At 66.3% G+C, this 18,556-nt stretch carries 15 protein-coding genes and 2 pseudogenes; 11 read left to right on the forward strand and 6 right to left on the reverse strand.

From position 1 onward, the window contains the following. Positions 1–163: 163 nt before the first annotated feature. Positions 164–1,060, reverse strand: a pseudogene (locus PQI66_RS08930) (IS256 family transposase); the annotation flags it as partial. Between the two features lie 62 nt (positions 1,061–1,122). On the opposite strand from PQI66_RS08930, the pseudogene PQI66_RS08935 reads away from it, so the two are divergent. After that, positions 1,123–2,316, forward strand: a pseudogene (locus tag PQI66_RS08935) (IS3 family transposase). A gap of 50 nt (positions 2,317–2,366) precedes the next feature. Here PQI66_RS08935 and PQI66_RS08940 read toward each other — a convergent pair. Then, positions 2,367–4,244: a calcineurin-like phosphoesterase family protein gene (locus PQI66_RS08940; protein ID WP_339997588.1), complete on the reverse strand. Its 1,878-nt coding sequence runs from the start codon at positions 4,242–4,244 to the stop codon at positions 2,367–2,369. Positions 4,245–4,342: 98 nt separating this feature from the next. Then, the gene (locus tag PQI66_RS08945) at positions 4,343–5,236 is read right to left on the reverse strand and encodes a LysR family transcriptional regulator (RefSeq protein WP_339997590.1); all 894 of its coding nucleotides are present in this window, start codon (positions 5,234–5,236) and stop codon (positions 4,343–4,345) included. A 166-nt stretch (positions 5,237–5,402) separates the two neighbouring features. On the opposite strand from PQI66_RS08945, the gene PQI66_RS08950 reads away from it, so the two are divergent. From PQI66_RS08950 to PQI66_RS08960, 3 genes are all read left to right on the forward strand, one after another. Further along, the gene (locus tag PQI66_RS08950) at positions 5,403–6,308 is read left to right on the forward strand and encodes an EamA family transporter (protein WP_339997591.1); all 906 of its coding nucleotides are present in this window, start codon (positions 5,403–5,405) and stop codon (positions 6,306–6,308) included. Further along, on the forward strand, positions 6,305–6,949 hold the full coding sequence (locus PQI66_RS08955; protein ID WP_339997593.1) for an NAD(P)-dependent oxidoreductase: 645 nt from the start codon (positions 6,305–6,307) through the stop codon (positions 6,947–6,949). The genes PQI66_RS08950 and PQI66_RS08955 overlap by 4 nt, the downstream gene beginning before the upstream one ends. A gap of 304 nt (positions 6,950–7,253) precedes the next feature. Then, positions 7,254–7,436 (forward strand): hypothetical protein, encoded by a 183-nt coding sequence (locus PQI66_RS08960; RefSeq protein ID WP_145942898.1) that lies wholly within the window; start codon positions 7,254–7,256, stop codon positions 7,434–7,436. 324 nt (positions 7,437–7,760) lie between these two features. Here PQI66_RS08960 and PQI66_RS08965 read toward each other — a convergent pair whose 3' ends face one another. Continuing rightward, the gene (locus tag PQI66_RS08965) at positions 7,761–9,326 is read right to left on the reverse strand and encodes a GMC family oxidoreductase (protein WP_339997597.1); all 1,566 of its coding nucleotides are present in this window, start codon (positions 9,324–9,326) and stop codon (positions 7,761–7,763) included. A 105-nt stretch (positions 9,327–9,431) separates the two neighbouring features. On the opposite strand from PQI66_RS08965, the gene PQI66_RS08970 reads away from it, so the two are divergent. The 6 genes from PQI66_RS08970 to fni are packed head-to-tail and all read left to right on the forward strand — an operon-like array spanning position 9,432 to position 15,261. Continuing rightward, the gene (locus tag PQI66_RS08970) at positions 9,432–9,728 is read left to right on the forward strand and encodes a hypothetical protein (protein ID WP_339997598.1); all 297 of its coding nucleotides are present in this window, start codon (positions 9,432–9,434) and stop codon (positions 9,726–9,728) included. Then, entirely contained in the window at positions 9,728–11,080 is a 1,353-nt protein-coding gene (locus tag PQI66_RS08975) for a tripartite tricarboxylate transporter permease (RefSeq protein WP_339997600.1), read from the forward strand. Before PQI66_RS08970 ends, PQI66_RS08975 begins: the two co-directional genes overlap by 1 nt. Positions 11,081–11,136: 56 nt before the next feature. After that, complete coding sequence (gene mvk, locus PQI66_RS08980; RefSeq protein ID WP_339997602.1) at positions 11,137–12,063, forward strand: mevalonate kinase; 927 nt, start codon at positions 11,137–11,139, stop codon at positions 12,061–12,063. Continuing rightward, positions 12,060–13,070 carry a diphosphomevalonate decarboxylase gene (mvaD, locus tag PQI66_RS08985; RefSeq protein WP_339997604.1) on the forward strand — a complete coding sequence of 337 codons (1,011 nt, stop codon included), beginning with the start codon at positions 12,060–12,062 and terminating at the stop codon, positions 13,068–13,070. The genes mvk and mvaD overlap by 4 nt, the downstream gene beginning before the upstream one ends. Continuing rightward, positions 13,067–14,176 (forward strand): phosphomevalonate kinase, encoded by a 1,110-nt coding sequence (locus tag PQI66_RS08990; protein ID WP_339997607.1) that lies wholly within the window; start codon positions 13,067–13,069, stop codon positions 14,174–14,176. The genes mvaD and PQI66_RS08990 overlap by 4 nt, the downstream gene beginning before the upstream one ends. Positions 14,177–14,181: 5 nt before the next feature. Continuing rightward, a complete protein-coding gene (gene fni / locus PQI66_RS08995) occupies positions 14,182–15,261 on the forward strand; it encodes a type 2 isopentenyl-diphosphate Delta-isomerase (protein ID WP_339997608.1) in 1,080 nt (359 codons plus the stop codon). Here fni and PQI66_RS09000 read toward each other — a convergent pair. Beyond that, complete coding sequence (locus PQI66_RS09000; protein WP_339997610.1) at positions 15,188–15,592, reverse strand: MerR family transcriptional regulator; 405 nt, start codon at positions 15,590–15,592, stop codon at positions 15,188–15,190. The genes fni and PQI66_RS09000 overlap by 74 nt on opposite strands. Positions 15,593–15,654: 62 nt before the next feature. Here PQI66_RS09000 and PQI66_RS09005 point away from each other — a divergent pair, with 62 nt between their 5' ends. Then, positions 15,655–16,857 (forward strand): MFS transporter, encoded by a 1,203-nt coding sequence (locus PQI66_RS09005; RefSeq protein WP_339997612.1) that lies wholly within the window; start codon positions 15,655–15,657, stop codon positions 16,855–16,857. Between the two features lie 509 nt (positions 16,858–17,366). Here the strand turns inward: PQI66_RS09005 and PQI66_RS09010 are convergent. Further along, positions 17,367–18,524 carry an MFS transporter gene (locus PQI66_RS09010; protein ID WP_339997614.1) on the reverse strand — a complete coding sequence of 386 codons (1,158 nt, stop codon included), beginning with the start codon at positions 18,522–18,524 and terminating at the stop codon, positions 17,367–17,369. Between the last annotated feature and the right edge of the window lie 32 nt (positions 18,525–18,556).

The following is an 18,556-nucleotide window of genomic DNA, read 5'->3' on the forward strand; positions in this document are numbered from 1 at the left end:
CTGAGACTCCTATGACGAAGTATCCAGGACCAGCAGGGCCAGCGAACCGGCAGCCAGGGCAAGGTAGGGGGCAAGTCCTGGGAAGTGGTGTATCTCCCTTCCGCTGAGACAGTGCGCGTGACGCCAGGTCAGGGGCCGTCACGGGCCTGCTATCGAGTCCGGCTCATGCTGCCTCCTGCACAGATCCGTCGGCGTCGATGACGTTGGCGTGCATTATCGTCCTAGTCTGCTCCAGACTCGTCAACGACATGTACCGCTTCTGCTGAATCCAGTGATCATGCTGCTCGGCCAGCACCGCCCCGACCAACCGGACGACCGCACCACGGTTCGGAAAAATTCCGACTACGTCAGTGCGTCGGCGAATCTCACGGTTGAGCCGCTCGGTCGCGTTGTTGGACCACACCTTCGTCCACACGGCCTTCGGAGTCTGGGTGAACGCCAATAGTTCCTCGAGTGCCTCCTCCAGGTAGTTGGCGACGTGCGGGAACCTGTGCTCGCAAAAGCCGACGACCTCCCGGGCCTGGGTCCACACCGCCTCGGCATCGGGTTGCTGGAATATCGTCTGGAACATCGCCGACCCCCGTCATCCACGGTCGGCCACTGGGTTTTCGACACCATGGCTGACAGATTCTTGGCGAAATGTGTCCGGCAGCGCTGCCACGACGCATTTTGCAGTACCTCACCGATCGCATGCTGGATCCCCAGGCGGGCGTCGCTGGTGACCAGGTACACCTGGTCCGGCCCGCGGGCTTTCAGGTCGCGAAAAACCGGTCCAGGAGGCTACGGATTCTGCGGTGGCGACCTGCATGCCCAGTAGTTCCCTGTAGCCTTCCACGTTGACTCCGCAGGCCAGCAGCACGGAGGTTTTCACGACTCGTCCACCTTCACGAACTTTCATCGTCAGCGCGTCGCAGGACACGTACAGGTATGGCCCACCGTCGAGCGGGCGGTGGCGGAAGTCTTCGACCATGGAGTCCAGGTCTTTGGCCATGGTGGATATCTGCGATTTCGACAGGTTGGTGATCCCTAAGCTGGCGACCAGGTCATTCATCCTGCGGGTGGGACTGCTGCACGTTTAGGCGACATCTGATCTGGCTTGCCCGACAAGGCGGGTCTGGAAGGATGGCCATCGAGCCCAAGCCCTATCCGAAAGAGTTCCGAGACGATGTGGTCCGGGCTGCCCGTGACCGAGACAGCGGTGTGACGATCGAGCAGATCGCGAAGGACTTCGGGGTTCACCCGATGACGTTGCAGAAGTGGTTGCGCCGCACCGACATCGACGACGGCCAACAAGCCCGACCAGTCCCGCACGGAGAACACCGAGTTGCGTGAAGCGCGCAAGCTGATCCGGCTCCTGGAACAGGAGAACGAGGTCTTGCGACGGACGGCGGCGTATCTGTCGCAGGCGAACCTGCCGTCAAAAGGCTCTACCCGCTCGTGAAGGAGCTCGCCGCCGACGGGATCCCCGTGGCGGTGTCGCGCCGGGTACCCAAGCTCTCCCGCCAGCCGCACTACCGGTGGCTGAACAACGCGGTCACTGTGGCAGACAGGATCGAAGCGCAACGGGCGAATGCCCTGTTCGACGCGCATCGTGATGACCCGCAGTTCGGGTACTGGTTCCTCGCCGATGAAGCCGATGAAGCCGATGAAGCCGAAGCTGCCGGTGAGCCGATGAGCGGCCGGACGGCGGGGCGGATCTGCTCGGTCAACCGGTGGTGGTCGAGCTTCGGCAAGAAGCACGGCCGACACGGCAAGAAGCCGGGCCCGCCGGTGCACGAGGACCTGGTCGAACGCGACTTCACCGCCGGGGTACCCGATCAGCTATGGCTCACCGACATCACCGAGCACTGGACCGACGAGGGCAAGCTTTACCTCTGCGCGATCAAAGACGCCTGCTCGGCGAGGATCGTCGGATACGGCATCGACTCCCGCATGCAGTCGCGTCTGGCTGTAAATGCCCTGAACAACACGGTCGGTCGTCGAGTAGGAGACGTCGCGGGTTGTATCGTCCACTCGGACAGAGGATCACACCTCCGATCACGGAAGTTCGTGTCCACGTTGAACCGACACGGACTGGCCGGGTCCATGGGCAGAGTAGGTGCAGCTGGCGACAACGCGGCGCTGGAATCATTCTTCGCTCTGCTGCAACGCAATGTCCTCGACCGTCAACGCTGGGGCACCCCCGAGCAACTGCGGATAGCAATCGTCGCCTGGATCGAACGGACCTACCACCGCCGACGCAGGCAAGCCAGTCTCGGCCGATTGACACCCATTGAATACGAGACCATCATCAGCACAGCCGCGTCAGCGGCATGACACCGTAACTGTCACCTGTTCGTACAGCAGACCCATTACCTGCACTCTGGCTACTGGTTTCCCTCGGTGACGGTGAATGTCACCGTCTGTGAGGTCTGCCGTCCGTACCGGTCGGTGCCCGTGACCTCCGCAGTGTGCTCACCAGGGGCAAGGCCCTCCGGCAGCGCCACACGCCAGACATGCGGACTGGCCTGGGCGACGTTGCCGGAGGAGCTCAGATTGTGCGTGGCGGAGACAGTCTCCGTGTACTCCCAGCCCATGTTCAATGCTTCGTCCTCGGCCGGCTGGGTGTGCTCGGCATCGACAGTCTGTCCGTCGAGAGTGACCTGGACGTCCGCACCGGTGGAGCCGCCGAAGAAGCTGGTCGTCAGGTAGGACCCTCCGTCGACGACGTCCTGCTGGGACACCTCCAGCGGATCAATCTGCTCCGGGGCATCCCCCTGCTTGTCGTTGTCCTGCCACTGTTGGGCGTCTTCAGCCCACGTGCGCCAGGTGGGCGAGTTGATCCCGGTGAGGAACTGGTGGTCCTGCTCCTCATTGCGCACCGTGTAGTACTCGCTGCGGCCAGTGCCGTCGAACTCAAAGGTCAGCACGCCCGGCTCTGCCGCGTCCGACGTGTAGGCGTGGGGGACGCCATTGTCGTTGAGCTCACCTGAGTACCAGTCGCCGGACACCGCGCCGGCGATGATCTGGTCGTGGCTGAGCTGGGTGATCGGGCTCTGCTCGTTGTCGGCCCATTCTGCACGCTGTTCCCCGGCGACGAGGTGTTCGAGGGTGTGGGTGTGTCCACCGACAGTCACCGCATGGGGATAGTCAGCGAGGATCTCGTACAGGTCGTTGGCGTTGTCGGTCACGACCTCCTGGTAGCTGACGATCGGTGCATGTGCGGCGATCACGATCTGCTGATCCTGCTCAACGGTGGCCAGGTCATTCCTGAGCCATTCGAGCTGTTGATCGTCGATCTTCTCGTCGTACCCGCCGTTGCCGCTGCCGTCGTCACCGTTGTAGACGATGTTGTCCAGGGCAACGAAGTGGGTCTCGCCGACATCGTAGGAATAGTACGGTGCGCCGAAATCCCGACGGTAGGTGTCGGTGGCATTGACGTCGGAGGTGGCGTCGTAATCGATGTCATGGTTCCCCGGCAACGCACGGACAGGGCCGTTGGCATCGCTGTACAACTGCTTCAGGTCAGGGTTGAGGCTCAGGTCGTCGCCGACATTGTCACCGAGCAACAGGATTCCGCAACCGGCGTAGTCGTCCCGCGCGGCGAGGTCCGCGGGAGCACCCTTCCGGGCATACTCGACTTCCTGCTTGTCGTAGGTCTGTGTGTCTGCCGCCATGGGGCAGGACTGCTCCGGTGACGCGGTGGCTTCGGATGCCGCAAGCGGAAAGTTCACGGCGGTGGGGACCGGGCCGGTTGGTTCGAGACCGCCGAACTCGAGATCCGGTGAGCCCTCCGGATAGTGCTGGTAGCTGAACTGGGCGAAGTTGTCTTCGTCGACGGGGACCTGCCAGCCGGCAGGTTGGGTGACCGACACCGACATGTTGTCGCGGACGGGGAGCTCGTAGCGGCCGGTGGCGTCAGTGGTGGTCACGTCGATACCGTTGGTGACCTGGACGCCGGGGACACCAGCTTCGTGCCCGTCGAGCGTGGAGTTCTTATTGGCGTCGTCAAAGACGCGACCGGTGAAGATGCTCTGGTCATTGGCTTCACCGTCGACGATCTCGACAGAGCCCTCGTAGAGGCCCTCGTTACCGGACGGGTCGGTGGGAGCGGAGGATCCCGGACGTGAGCTTGAACCGGGCAGTGCGGAACCGTCCTGGGCGTAGGCGGGGGTTTGCGCCGGGGCGGTGGTGAGGATCACGGCAGTGGCGAGGACGGTGCCGAGAGGTGCGCGTAGCGAGCGCGAGTGCATGCGTGAGGGCATGGGAGCATTCTCCTGTCAGAAACTGAGGGTCGGCATGTGCCGTCACACAGTCTGGGTGCTACCTGTGTCCACGTGGTGACGATGCAGGAGAGCGCAGATCAACGCCGGATGAACAGGTCGTGATGAGCATCGGTCATCATCTCCACCAGCGCCGTCGCCGCCGGCCCCGGGTTGAAATCACTCCAGGCCAGATACTGGATGCGCGACGGCCCGTCGGCCACGCCGAGGAGGTGCACATCAGCGCCCTCAGGGACGGCGTCACGGGAGAGGAGAGCGACGGCGAGTCCTTGCCGGACGACCTCCAGCATGAAGCTGGTGTCTACCGCCTCGAAGGCAACATCGCGGGTCAAGCCGGCGTCGCGGAACGCCACGTCGGACTGCGCCCGACCCGGCGAGTTTACCGGGAAATCCACGAAAGCCTCGCCGTCGAGGTCGGCGAGTGCGATGCTGCCACGTCCGGCGAGACGGTGAGTCGCGCTGACCACCGCCACGAGATCCTCGCGGACAAGTTCCTGATTACGTACTCCGCGGGGTGGCTGACCGGCGGGTAGACCAAGCACCGCGACGTCCATCCCTCCGGAGCGGATGGCGGCGATGAATTCGTCGCTACTCCCGCCGAGAAGCCGGATCTTCACTGCCGGGTGAGCCTGGTGGAACCTGCCGAGGACCGCCGGGACATCGATGGCGGTCACCGTGGGAATTACGCCGATGGTGACCGTCCCCCGGATCCGACCGGTGGCTGCCGCGGCGTCAGCGGCGGCACGGTCGGCGGCGTCGAGACTGGCCTGAGCCGAGGGAAGGAACGCTGCACCGGCGTCGGTGAGCTCGACCCTCCTGCTGGTACGGGCGAACAGCTGCACGCCGAGTTCGTGCTCCAGTGCTTTGATCTGGTGGCTCATCGCCGACTGCACGATGTGGCAGCGCTCCGCCGCCCGGGTGAAGTTGCGGGTCTCGGCGACGGCCAGGACGTACCTCAGTTGCTGCAGTTCCATAGATCAATCATGTATCACGATCGGTGGAATGAAAAACATGTGTTGTACTCATGGCTTGTGCTGACTGACGATGAAAGGCATGAAAGCAACCACAGCAACAGCCGCACCCCACCAACCACCGCCCTCTCCACCGAGCGCCCCGCCACCGGCGACGGGGAGCGCACGGGTGGGGTGGACCACCCTGACCGCCGTCACGCCCGCGGTGTGGGGGACCACCTACATCGTGACCACGCACATGCTGCCGGACGGGCACCCGTTGTTCGCGGCGATGATGCGCGCCCTGCCCGCCGGACTGATTGCCCTGCTCTTCGCCCGGACGCTGCCGCGTGGATCCTGGTGGTGGAAAAGCCTGGTGCTCAGCACCCTGAACATGGCGGCGTTCTTCCCGCTGCTCTTCCTCACCGCCCAGCATCTACCCGGCGGGGTCGCCGCCACGCTGAACGCGTCGCAACCCATCGTCGTCGCCTTCCTTGCCGTGGCGATCCTGCACGAGAAGCTCTCGGTCTGGCGACTGGGGTGGGGGATTGTCGGTGTCGGTGGCGTGGCCTTGGTCGTCCTCGGTCCCGGCGCGGGGCTGGACCTTGTCGGTCTGCTGGCCGGTATCGGTGCCGCCGCATCGATGGGCACCGGCGTGGTGCTCACCAAGAAGTGGGGACGTCCCGACGGGGTCAGCGCGACGGCGCTCGCCGGATGGCAGCTCACCGCGGCGGGGCTCGTCCTGCTGGTCCCGGCACTCCTCGTCGACGGTGTGCCGCAGGGCATCGACGCCACCGCGGTCGCCGGATACCTCTGGCTCGGACTGGTCGGCGGCCTGATGACCTACATCATCTGGTTCTCCGGTATCCGACGTCTCCCGGTCACGGCGACGGCCCTGCTGGGGCTGTTGTCTCCGCTGGTGGCAGCGGTGCTGGGAGCGGTCATCGCCGGGGAGTCGTTCGGCACCGTTCAACTGGCAGGGTTCGCCCTGGCGCTGTCGGCGATGGTGGCGGGCCAACTCCCACCTCCGCGGAAGACGACACAACGCACGACGAACTCCCGTACGGGAAACTCACCGGAAGGAACTGACTCATGAACATCGCCGTCATTGGAGCGAGCGGAATGGCGGGCAGCGCCATCGTCGCCGAAGCACTGTCCCGCGGACATCACGTCACCGCGGTGTCGCGGCACGCGCAGGGGAGTGGAAACGATCTGCTTCGGACCGTTGCCCTGGATATTGCCTCATCGGACGCGGTCGCTGAGCTGCCGCAGATTCTCGCCGGCGTCGACGCCGCGGTGCTGGCTGTGCGGCCGTCGCCAGGCTCGGAGCATCTCATGGGGCCGATGACCGCCACCGTCCTCGAGGCCGCAGAACGCGCCGGGACCCGCGTCCTGGTCGTCGGCGGGTCAGCGCCCTTGCACTCGCCGGACGATCCGGATCGTCTCCTCATCGACGACACCAGGTACATCCCCGAAGCCTGGCGACCGATCGCCGGAGCGAGCCTGGATCAGTCCCGGGTGTGCATGGAGCACACCCGCACCCGGTGGACGTATCTCAGCCCGTCGGCGGTCTTCGAGCCCGGGGAGGACACCGGCGGATACCGACGAGGCACCACCACGTTGCTGACCGACCAGCGGGGACAGTCCCGCGTCACTCCAGGTGACCTGGCCCTGGCCGCCGTCGACGAGATCGAGGAGCCTGGCGGTGCCCCGCACATCACCGTCATCGGACGCTGACCGCGGCCAGGCGCCGGACACCGGACCGTCCGGCGTGTTCACACCACCACTGCGGTTGCTCACCATCGGGTTGCTGGTCTCGGTCGGCATCGTGGCGTTCGACGGTCGGCGCTGTTGTCGGTGGTTACCTCGCTGACCGGACGGGGCCGCGGCTCCTCCCTGTAATCACCCAGTCATCCTTGTCCAGTGAAGATGACCGCAGACTCGCCGAAACAGTCGACGCCCTCGTCGAGAGCCTTTCGGACATCAGGATCCCTTCCACTGCCGCTGACTCGGTGTCAGCATTGAAGGAGGATGAAGACCTATGAGCGGATTCTACATCAGCGACGCCCAGTTTGAAGAGATCAAACGTGAGTCTCTGGAGGAGACACGACGGGTCATTCGAGAGAAGTTTCCGGACCTGGATGAAGTCCGTGAAGCGCGCAAGGCTGGCGTCGAGCAGCCGAAGCGCCGTCGCTGGCCAGCTCGACTGTTTAGCACAGGCTAGCCCTGTGGAGGCTGGAACTTCGATCAGCTTCTACGGTGCCCACCGAAGATCTGAGCTACAGGAGACGACTGGATAGTGACCCGATGCGCAGGGCGTCCGGGCTCTCCTCTTCACGGACGGATTCCGATGACGCGGGCGGCGTGAGGAACGGCGGACCTTTCGGTAAACGGTAGCGTAGAGCGTCGGAAAATGGTCTTGTCGGCGTGATTCAGGTGCCAGAAACGGTCACCGCGAGGCCTCCGCTCGGGCAGTTTTTGGCAGCTGGCTCACACAGGTCTCACGAAGCGCGCCAGTTCCCCTCATCGAGCAGATCGAGCAGATCCCTCACCCGTCGCTCAGAATGAACTCCGCAGCCTTCTCGCCGATCGCGATGGACGGGGCGTTCGTGTGGCCGCGGATGATCTCCGGCATCACCGAGGCGTCGGCGACGCGGAGACCCTGCACACCACGGACCCGCAGATGCGGGTCCACCACCGAGTCCTCGTCGGTGCCCATCCGGGCGGTACTCGTCGGGTGGTAGAGAGTGTGCGACGCGTCGGTCAGGGCCTCTTCGCAGCGTTGTTCAACGGTCATCTTCTCCCCACCGGCGGGGACGATGAATCGTCCACTCTGGCGCGACCGCAGACTCGGCGCGTCGAAGATCCGCGAGCAGATTTCCAGGCCGGCCAGCATCGTCGCCCGGTCCTGTCCGCTTGCATCACTGAGGTACCGCGGGTCGATCACCGGTTTGGTCATCGGATCAGCAGACACCAGGGTGATCTCGCCCCGGCTCTCCGGCTGCAGCAGGATCGGCCCCATCGTCAGTCCGTGTTCCGGAATGCCGGTCAGCCCCTCGTTGACGTAGGCGACCGGGGCATAGATGATCTCCAGATCGGGGGCGGCAAGCTCCGGGCGGGATCGGACGAACCCGTACGCCTCAGCGACGTTCGAGGTCAACAGCCCTCGTCGTCGCGCCAGATACCGGGCGACATGAGGCAGCTTCGTCGCGTCGAGCAACGTTCCTTTCTCGGTAGCGACGGCGAACAGCGAGACCAGGTGATCGCGCAGGTTCTTCCCGACCTCGGACGAGACAGCTACCGTCGCGATCCCATGCTGCGCAAGATGCGCCGGATCGCCGATGCCGGAGAGCATCAGCAGCTGCGGAGTGTTCACCGCCCCTCCGCACAGGATGACCTCGCGCCGGGCACCGACGGTGCGTTCCCGGCCGTCGTGCAGGTAGTCCACACCGACCGCGCGGGTCTCGTCGAAACGGACCCGGGTCGTCTGAGCGTTCGTCCGCACCGTCAGGTTCGGACGGAGGGCCGCCGGACGCAGGTAGGCCGTCGCGGCGCTGGATCGTGCCCCGTTGTGCTCGGTGACCATCGTCTGGGTGAAGCCGTCGGGTGCATCGGCGTTGGCGTCCTCGACGCAGTAGCCTGCCTCCGAGACCGCCTGGAGGAAGGCTGCGGTGTGCTCACTGGGGTCGCGCTGGTGCTCGACGGACACCTCCACGCGGCCCAGGGCGCGCGAGATCTCGGTCCAGGACCACTCCGGTCCGGCGAGTTCGCCCCACCGGTCATAGTCCTGGGCGAAGCCGACGACCCACATCAATGCATTGATGGACGAACTTCCGCCGAGGACCTTGCCGCGTGGCCAGTAGATCGACCGGTCACGCAGGCCCGGCTGGGGAGTCGTGGCGTAGTCCCAGTCGAACTCGGAGCGGAACGTCTGGGAGAACGCCGCGGGGATCGTCACGCCCTGGCCCTTGTCCTTCCCGCCGGCCTCGAGCAACAGGACGGACCTGGACCCGTCGGCGCTGAGTCGGTTCGCCAACGTGCAGCCCGCTGACCCGGCCCCGACCACGATGTAGTCGAACACCTCCGGGAAGGATGCGGTCGTGGTCTCGGACATGGGGAACCTCCGGTGTCGGAACTGTTTGACCTTGAAAGTAGGCGAGAATGCACAGCGGCGGGTGGTAATGCGCCACACCGGAGGAGACACGTAAGGTATGTAGGCATGCCTAACACTGACCGTCGTCCGGGCGACCACGACGACTACATCGAGGAGTGGAACGACCTGGTGTCGACCCGTGACCTCACCTGGTCACTGCTCATCTGCGGTGTCACCACCGCGCTCGCTCTCCTGATTGCCGCGGCACTGTCCTCCAGCGAGTTCTTCTGGGGGCTCGGCGGTGCCGTCGTGGGGTTCGTGGTCTGTGTGGTGGTCTTCACGCCCAAACGCGTGGTGCGCATCATCGACGGCAGCACTGATGAGACGGCAGTCACCGCCGACGAGACAGCTGGGGCCGCCTGATGGACGCCACGCTGCTGCTCCCGATGCTCCTCGCGGCCATCGCCGCGATCCTGCTCTACACCTTCATCGGCTTCATCCCGGGAACGGACGAGACGAGTGTGCTGGTGCCCGTCACCCTGGCGCTGGCGCTGGCAGGTGTCGACCCGGCCGTCCTGCTCACCTTCTTCATCGCGGCGATCGTCACCCTGAATCTCACCAACGCCATCCCCACCGCCCTGGTGGGATTGCCCGGAGGGGTGCTGTCGGCGCCGATGATGGAGCATTCGCTCTACCTCAAGAGCCAGGGCCGGGCCGCTGAGACGATCAAGAAGATGGCGGCCGGCAGCGCGATCGGCACGATCATCGCCATCCCCGTCAGCCTGGCCATCGCCACAGCGATCGCCCCCTACGCCGACACACTGCGCGAGTACGGCACCCTGCTCTTCGTCGGTGGTGCGGTGCTGCTCGCACTGCTGGGCGCCAACCGGTTGCTCTCCCTCATCGCCATCATCCCGATGTCCCTGCTGTTCCAGGGACTCCTGTCGCTCTACCGTGACCAGGGGGTTATCCCGCAGGACGGGAACATCTCGGTGTCCTTCTTCCTGGGCATCACGATCGGCCCACTGCTGGTCTCTGTGCTGGGGCTCCTCAATCGCAGCCACCGGGAGAACCTGCCCGGCCATGCGCCGACGACGGTGGACATCTCCCGCAACAATCTGCGGGGCCAGTCGCTGGCCCCGAACAAGATCCTCACCAGGGACGAGACCGCACGCACCGGACTGTGGTCATTGATCTCCACACCGTTGTTCTTCCTCAGTCCGGTGGGCCTGACGTTCCTGCTCGGCGAAGGCGCGGCAGGACGCTCCGGCGACCGCACCACGCGGGCGAACCGGGCGGTCGCGGGGATGAACGGCGTGGCCCACGCCAGCTACCTCTCCGGCACCATCATCCCACTGCTGGCGATCGGCATCCCGCTGTCCCCGGTGGCCATCGGCCCGGCCCAGGCACTGTTCAACGCACCGCCGGCGCTCACCCTGGACAACAACCTGCACCACCTGCTGAGCACGCCGATGTTCATCGTCGCCGTCGTGCTCGGTGCCGTCCTGGCACTCGGGCTGACCTACGTCATCGCGGTGCGTTACTCCTACCGGATCACCTACGTGGTGATGCGCTACATCCCGCACGAGGCGGTACTCGGGCTGTTCATCGGTTTCATCCTACTGCTGGCCTACCTGGACGCCGGGGTGGCCAACATCTTCGGCGTTCTGCTGGTCGGGGTCGCCTGCGGAACGCTGAACAAGTTGGGCGTAGGCTACGGCGTGCAGTTCATGACGTTGTACGCGTCCCCCTGGATCGTGCAGAACCTGCTGTAGTGAGAAAGGATTCTGTGAAGTCGTCTCGGGAACCTCACGTCGGACACGGTCGGACGGTGGCCAAGGTCATCCTCTTCGGTGAGCACTCCGTGGTCTACGGGCACCCCGCAGTGGCCGTACCGTTGCACAACCTGCACATGACCGCCACCGTCGAACGCTCCGCAACGCCGACCGATCCGAGCACACTGAACTGTCTGGACTGGCACGGCTCACTGGACGCCGCTCCCGCACAGCTCGCCTCCGTGGTCGAGGCGGTCGAGGTGGCCACCGACTTCGCCGGGCATCCGGACACCGGCCTGCACGTGACCACGCAGGCCGACTTCCCGCCGGAGCGTGGGCTGGGCTCCTCCGCCGCTGCAGCAGGCGCGGTCATCCGGGCGGTGTTGGACGCCTACGGTGTTCCGGCGTCCCCGCAGCAGCTCTTTGATCTCACTCAGGAGGCCGAGCGCATCGCCCACGGTCATCCGTCCGGACTGGACGCGCTGACGACCGCCTCACCGGCACCGGTGTACTTCCGGGACGGAGCGGGGACGGCCCTAGACATGAACCTGACGGCCTGGATCGTCATCGCCGACTCCGGTCAGCAGGGCAGTACCCGCGAGACGGTGGGCGACGTCCGACGGCGCTACGAGAGGGCACCGGAGTCCACCGGTGCGCTGCTCGACCGTCTCGGCGCGATCGCGGACGGGGCCGTCCACGACCTCCGGACCGACGACGCGGCAGCCCTCGGACAGAAGATGGACGACGCGCAGCAGCTCCTGGCCGACCTCGGGATCAGCAGTCCCCGGCTGGACGCCCTGACCGCCGCGGCCCGGGACGCCGGAGCCTTCGGCGCGAAGCTCACCGGGGGAGGACGTGGCGGCTGCGTCATCGCCCTCGCCCGTACCCGGGAGGACGCCGACCGCATCGCGGCCGCCCTCACCGGCGCTGGGGCGTCCGGTACCTGGATCCACGCACCCCACAGTGAGGAGGTCGCGTCATGAGCGGGACGGCGACAGCGACAGCGCACGCGAACATCGCCCTGATCAAGTACTGGGGCAAGGCCGACGGCGACCTCATCATCCCGCGAACCCCGAGCCTGTCGCTGACCCTCGACGAGCTGTACACGACCACCACGGTGGAGTTCGGTGCAGGCGCTGAGCAGGCCACTGATCAGGCCACACTGGACGGTGCCCCGGTCACCGGGCGCGCGATGGAGCGCATCACCACCTTCCTCGACATCGTCCGCGACCGGGCGGGCATCCGCGACGCCGCGCGGGTCACGTCGGTGAACACCGTGCCCACCGCGGCCGGCCTGGCCAGCTCCGCCTCCGGGTTCGCCGCGCTCGCCGGTGCGGTGGCCGCCGCTGCGGGGCTGGACCTCGACCCCCGCGACCTGTCGCGTCTGGCGCGCCGGGGGTCCGGGTCGGCGTCCCGCTCCGTGTTCGGCGGGCTCGCTCTGTGGAACGCCGGGCACGACGACGCCACGTCCTACGCCGAATCTGTCGGTAATGGCGGGGAGTTCGGCGCGGAGCTGGCCATCGTCGTCCTCGTCATCGATGGTGGACCGAAGGGAGTGTCAAGCAGGGAGGCGATGCGACGCACCGTCGACACCTCGCCGGAGTATCCGCGGTGGGTCGACCGGCACGCCGGACACCTCGCCGAGGCACTCGGGGCCATCGCCGCAGGCGACCTCGTCCGCCTGGGGGAGGCCACCGAAGCCAACGCCCTGGGCATGCACGCCACGATGCGCGCCGCCGTCCCGCCGGTCGACTACCTCACCGCGGGCAGCCACGCCGCACTGCAGGCGGTACGGGACGCGCGGGACGCCGGCCTCCCCGCCTGGGCGACGATGGACGCCGGGCCGAACGTCAAGGTCCTCACCAGCGCCGGACAGGCTGACGCTCTGAACGCCTGGCTGAGCGACCGCCTGGCGTCCTGCGTTCCGGGCCTGCGGACGATCGTCACCCACGCCGGACCCGGACTCCGGGTCCAGGAAGGACAGCCATGACCGCTCCCCGCGTCGCCGAGGTCCGCGCCCCCGGAAAGCTCTACATCGCCGGTGAGTACGCCGTGGTCGAGACCGGTTTCCCCGCGATTCTCGTCGCCGTCGACCGGTACGTGACCGTGCGGGTCACCCCGACGACGGACACCGGACACATCATCTCCGACCTGAACACCCGGAGCCGGCTGGAGTGGTACCGCGGTGACCGGCGGATGATCGTGGAACCCGACCAAGCACCGTTCGACTTCGTGTTGGCCGCCGCCGGCATCGTCGAGGAGGCGGCGGTGGCGCTCGGCACCCCACTGGAGATCTTCGACATCGACATCACCAGTGAGCTCGACGACGACTCCGGACGCAAGTTCGGGCTCGGGTCATCCGCGGCCGTCACCGTGGCCACCGTGCGGGCGCTGTGCGAGTACTACCGGCTCGACCTGACCCGGATGGAACAGCTGAAGCTCGCCCTGCTGGCCAGCATCTCCGTGCAGACCTCCGGCTCGGGCGGGGACGTGGCGGCGAGCATGTTCGGTGGCTGGATCGCCTACACCTCCTTCGACCGCGAGTGGGCACGGGCCGAACGCGGCGTCCGTCCGCTCATCGACCTAGTGAGCATCGACTGGCCCGGGCTGTCGGTCCGGCGCCTCTGCCCGCCGGACCGTCTACGACTGCTCGTCGGCTGGACCGGCTCCCCGGCGTCCACCTCCCGCCTGGTCGGAGACGTGCAGTCCCGGAAGCAGGGGGAGGGGATGGACTACACCAGGTTCCTCGCAGAAAGCCGGCGCTGCGTGACCGGGCTGATCGCCGCCCTGGATGACGACGATCCTGCCGGTATCAGGGCAGGGATCCGCCGCAACCGTGAGCTGCTCCGTGAACTCGGCGAGCACTCCGGAACCACCATCGAGACACCGACACTGCGTCGGCTCATCGAGATCGCCGAAGCCAACGGCGGCGCGGCGAAGACCTCGGGTGCCGGCGGCGGCGACTGCGGTATCGTGCTCATCGACAGTGAAACCGACGGAGCCGACGGCGGTGGAATCGACAGTCTGCTCGCGGCCTGGGAGCGCGCCGACATCCGCGTGCTCAACCTTCACGACCATCAACCCGACGGGAAGTGAGTGCCATGAGTAGCAACCGTAAGGACGACCACGTCCAGTTGGCCGAGGAGCTGACCACCGAGAAGGGGTCGGCCGGGACACAGGCAGGCGGGTTCAACGACCTGCGGTTCATGCACCATTCGTTCAACGGCCTTGCCCGGGACGCCGTCGACATCTCCACCACGGTCACAGGGACCCGGTGGGAGGTGCCCTTCTACATCAACGCCATGACCGGCGGCAGCGAGAAGACCGGGCAGATCAACGCCGACCTCGCCCGCGCGGCCGCGGCCACCGGTGTGGCCATGGCGAGTGGTTCGGTCAGCGCCGCGCTACGTGACCCGTCGCTGGAGCCGACGTTCCGCATCGTCCGGGACAGCGCCCCGGAGGCGTTCCTCTTCGCCAACGTCAGCCCGGAGGCCTCCGTGGACCAGGCACGTCGGGCTGTGGATCTGCTGGACGCCGACGCCCTGCAGATCCACGTCAACCCGGCGCAGGAACTGGTGATGCCGGAGGGCGACCGGGACTTCCGTCCGTGGCTCGACCGCATCGGCGAGATCGTCGCCGGGGTGGACGTGCCCGTGGTCGTCAAGGAGGTCGGCTTCGGGCTTAGCCGGGAAAGCATCGCGGAGCTCACGGAACGCGGGGTGACCACCGTGGACGTCAGCGGACGGGGCGGCACCAACTTCATCGACATCGAGAACCACCGTCGGTCACGCCAGGAGTACTCCTACCTGTCCGGGTGGGGGCAGAGCACGCCCGAGTGCTTGCTGGACACGCTGCACGGGGCAGCCGGAGCACCGGAGGTGGACGTCCTCGCGTCCGGTGGCGTGCGCACCCCGCTGGACGTGGTCCGCGCCCTGGCCCTCGGTGCCCGTGCCGTGGGGGTCAGCGGGCACTTCCTGCACGTCCTCGTTACGGACGGGCCGGAGGCACTGGTCGACGAACTCACGGCCTGGACGGATCAGGTACGCACCCTGATGACACTGCTCGGTGCGGCGGACGTCGCCTCACTGTCGGCGACGGACGTCCTGGTCACCGGTCAGACGGCAGAGTTCGCCCGGTTGCTGGGCGTGGACCTGCAGAAGCTGGCGCACCGGCGGAAATAACGCCGGCGATGGCGTCGCGAGAGACCGTCAGTGCCTCGATCGATGCCTCGATCCGCGCCTGTTCACGTTTCAGGTCGGTGATCGTTTCTTCACAGATCGGCGCCAGGCGCCCGGCCCGTTCCGTGAGGCAGGGAAGGACGGTGCGGATCGCCGCAGTGCTCAACCCGGCCTCCAGCAGCTGGCGGACGCGCCGGGCGACCTCGGCATCGGTCGTGGTGTAGTTCCGGTAACCGGACGAATTGCGGTCGGGGACGAGCAGCCCCTGTTCCTCGTAGTAGCGGAGCAACCGGGGAGATATGCCGGTCTGCTCCGACACCTCCGAAATTCGCATGGGGTGTGCGCTCCTTCACAGTCACTTGCTTTCACATCGATGTGAAGGTTGAGGCTAGCAGAATGACCGAACGCACCTCATCCCTTCCTTCCTCTCGTGCACGCCCAGCCTGGGTACTGACGGGATTCGTCCTCCTGGTGTTCTGTACCGGCACCGCTGAGTACCTGGTAGCCGGTGTGCTTCCGCAATTGGCGAGCGATGTCGGAGTGAGTACCGCTGCCGCCGGCCAGACGGTGACCGCCTACGCCCTGGGGGTGGCGGTCGGCGGTCCGCTGGTGACCGTCCTGGCGGCACGCCTTCCACGTAAAGGGCTGGCGCTGAGCCTGGGGCTGGTCTTCGTCCTCGGTACCCTCATCACGGTCGTCGCCCCGACGTACGCATGGGTGATCGTCGGCCGCGTCGTGTCTGCCTGTAGTCAGGCGACACTGTTCGCGGTCGGGCTGACCACCGCAGCGGCGGCAATGGGCCCCGGACGCCAGGGGAGAGCCATCGCCATCGTCAGTTCGGGGCTGACTGTCGCCACGGTATTGGGGGTGCCCCTGGGTGCACTGTTGGGTGGAAGCCTCAACTGGCGGATACCGTTCCTGATCGTCGCGGTCGTGGCGATAGTCGGAGTCCTCATCCTCTGGTCGTCAATGCCACGGACACCAGCGCCAGCCACCGGCGTGCGCGACGAGATCCGGACGCTGGTGCGGGGGCCGGTGCTGTTGGCCGTGATGACCACGGTGGTGGGGTTCGCGGGCGTCGGGATCGTCTTCACCTATCTCGTCCCGCTGCTGTCGGATGTCACTGGCCTGGCGGCCTCAGTCATCCCCGCCCTACTGCTGGCCTACGGTGTCGGCGGCTTCGTCGGCAACCTGATCGCTGGGCGGTTCGCCGACCTCGATCTCGGAAAGACACTGGTCGGGGTGTTTGTCGCACTCGTTCTCACCCTGGCGTTGTTCCCGTTGGTGGCGGAGCACCCGGCACCGATGATCGGCATGGTGCTGGTGCTCGGGCTGTTGTCCACCGCGACGATCGCCCCACTGCAGTCGCTGGTGCTGCGCCATGCAGGCGCTGCTCCGACCCTCTCCCTGGCGGTCAATGTCGGTGCATTCAACATGGCCAATGCTGTCGGGTCCGCTCTTGGTGGCATCGGGGTCAGCGCCGGGCTCCTGCGCTGGGGCGGTTTCGGCGGCGCGATGTTCGCGGTGGCCGGCCTGATCCTCGCGCTGCTGGCACTGAGGACGACGACACAGACAACAACAGAGGAAGACAACCGGTAAAAGCAGTGACGGTCACCGCTTACGGAGGACCGGACGTCCTTAGCGTCGAGGCACTGGTTGCCGTCGTCGACCGCCAGTGCCAGCGCATCGTCGTCCGATAGTGTGACCGGCAGGTTCAGTCGGCACGTAACCTTGATACGCGTGATTCGTCCGCGCCCCGTCTGCCGTCTGTGTACCTCAGGTGCCAGAATCTGTCGCTGCGGAGCCTCCGCAGCGACAGATTCTGGCACCTGAGGTACATGACCTCGGCAGTGGTGGTGGCGCGGAACCACGCCCACCACGCCATTCATGCACCGGGAGGGCATCGCATGACGCCCACCTGGTTCGCGACCTCACGGAAGCGCTGGTCCCTGGTTCAGATTGCCGAGCCAGCGAGACGGGTGGAGTACTCGTCGATGCCGGTCAGCTCGCGTGCCCTCTCCATGAGCCTGTCGTCGATCGTCACGGTTGTCCTCCTGGGAGAATCCTCACCTGTTGGCGCATCGTCCGGTGACGTTGATTATGTTCCGTCACGCGCTGGCAGACGAGGGCCTCCGTACGGTCTGAATCGCCAGCACAACGGCCGCGAGCACGGCGAAGCCGACACCGGTCCACATGGCGACGGCCGGGTCATCGCCGAAGAGGCTGATGGTGACCGCGCTGATCGCTGTTCCCAGGGTCACCCCCATCGTGATGACTGCGGTGTGGACGGTGCTGACGAGGTTGCCGGTGCCACCGACCTCCGCCACCCGGGTGACCAGTGCCGGGTTCATCGTCACCCCGGCCAGGCCCACGACGAGCACGGTAATCACCACCAGCGGCGAAACCTGCCCGAACAGGGCGAGCAGTGTCAGTGCGATGAACAACAGCGCGTGGCCGAAGCGGAGGACGCCGACCGCGTGCCGGTCGGCGAAGCGTCCGACGACGAGGTTGCCGATGAACGAGCAGATGCCGTAGCCGAGGAGGATCACGGTGGTGGCGTCGGACGAGAATCCCGCGGTCTGCTCCAACAAGGGAGTGAAGTAGGAGAACGCCGCGTAGGCGGAGCCGATGGTCAGCAGGCTCACCAGGTACCTCGACCACAGACGGGGCGAGCGAAGGTTCCGCACGTCCTGTGCCGCGTCGTCCTGCGAGGCGGCCGCACGGTGGGGAAGCGCGAGTGCGCTGATGATGAACAGGAGCAACGCGGCCGCGCCGAGCACGTAGAAGCTGGCCTGCCAGCCCCAGCGTCCGGCGATGAAATGTGACAGCGGCAGGCCGATGACGGTGCCGACCATGATGCCGCCGAGCACGATCGACACGGCCTCGCCGATCCGGGTGGGCGAGGGGGCCAGGCGTGCACCGAAGGTGACGGAGAGTCCGAATGCGGCACCGGAGAGACATCCGGTGGTGATGCGGAGCAGCGCCAGCCACCAGTACTCGTGGACCAGGGGGACGAGGATCTCCAGGACAGCGTAGGCGGCGACAACCAGCAGGAGGGAACGCTTGGGTGGGCTGTGGCGGGCGGCGAAGGCGAGGAGGGGACCTCCCAACGCCATCCCCAGTGCGTACAAGGACACCAGGAGGCCCACCTGGCCGGTGCTCACCCCCAGATCGTCGGCGATCTCGGGCATCATTCCGGCGATCTGGAGTTCGCTCATGACGACAACGAGGATGGTCAACATGAGCAGATACAAACGTTTGGGCATCGTGTGTTCTCTTTCTGTATTCTAAAGTCCAA

Source organism: Corynebacterium sp. USCH3 (assembly GCF_037619475.1).
Taxonomy (GTDB): Bacteria; Actinomycetota; Actinomycetes; order Mycobacteriales; family Mycobacteriaceae; genus Corynebacterium.

What these genes read in the sequence shown, in the direction of transcription:
- PQI66_RS09000 (WP_339997610.1), bottom strand. Translation starts at nt 15,592, where the DNA reads ATGCGAATTTCGGAGGTGTCGGAGCAGACCGGCATATCTCCCCGGTTG.
- fni (WP_339997608.1), top strand. Translation starts at nt 14,182, where the DNA reads ATGAGTAGCAACCGTAAGGACGACCACGTCCAGTTGGCCGAGGAGCTG.
- PQI66_RS08970 (WP_339997598.1), top strand. Translation starts at nt 9,432, where the DNA reads ATGCCTAACACTGACCGTCGTCCGGGCGACCACGACGACTACATCGAG.
- PQI66_RS08940 (WP_339997588.1), bottom strand. Translation starts at nt 4,244, where the DNA reads ATGCCCTCACGCATGCACTCGCGCTCGCTACGCGCACCTCTCGGCACC.
- PQI66_RS08945 (WP_339997590.1), bottom strand. Translation starts at nt 5,236, where the DNA reads ATGGAACTGCAGCAACTGAGGTACGTCCTGGCCGTCGCCGAGACCCGC.
- PQI66_RS08965 (WP_339997597.1), bottom strand. Translation starts at nt 9,326, where the DNA reads ATGTCCGAGACCACGACCGCATCCTTCCCGGAGGTGTTCGACTACATC.
- PQI66_RS08960 (WP_145942898.1), top strand. Translation starts at nt 7,254, where the DNA reads ATGAGCGGATTCTACATCAGCGACGCCCAGTTTGAAGAGATCAAACGT.
- PQI66_RS08975 (WP_339997600.1), top strand. Translation starts at nt 9,728, where the DNA reads ATGGACGCCACGCTGCTGCTCCCGATGCTCCTCGCGGCCATCGCCGCG.
- PQI66_RS08990 (WP_339997607.1), top strand. Translation starts at nt 13,067, where the DNA reads ATGACCGCTCCCCGCGTCGCCGAGGTCCGCGCCCCCGGAAAGCTCTAC.
- PQI66_RS08955 (WP_339997593.1), top strand. Translation starts at nt 6,305, where the DNA reads ATGAACATCGCCGTCATTGGAGCGAGCGGAATGGCGGGCAGCGCCATC.
- PQI66_RS09010 (WP_339997614.1), bottom strand. Translation starts at nt 18,524, where the DNA reads ATGCCCAAACGTTTGTATCTGCTCATGTTGACCATCCTCGTTGTCGTC.
- mvaD (WP_339997604.1), top strand. Translation starts at nt 12,060, where the DNA reads ATGAGCGGGACGGCGACAGCGACAGCGCACGCGAACATCGCCCTGATC.
- PQI66_RS09005 (WP_339997612.1), top strand. Translation starts at nt 15,655, where the DNA reads ATGACCGAACGCACCTCATCCCTTCCTTCCTCTCGTGCACGCCCAGCC.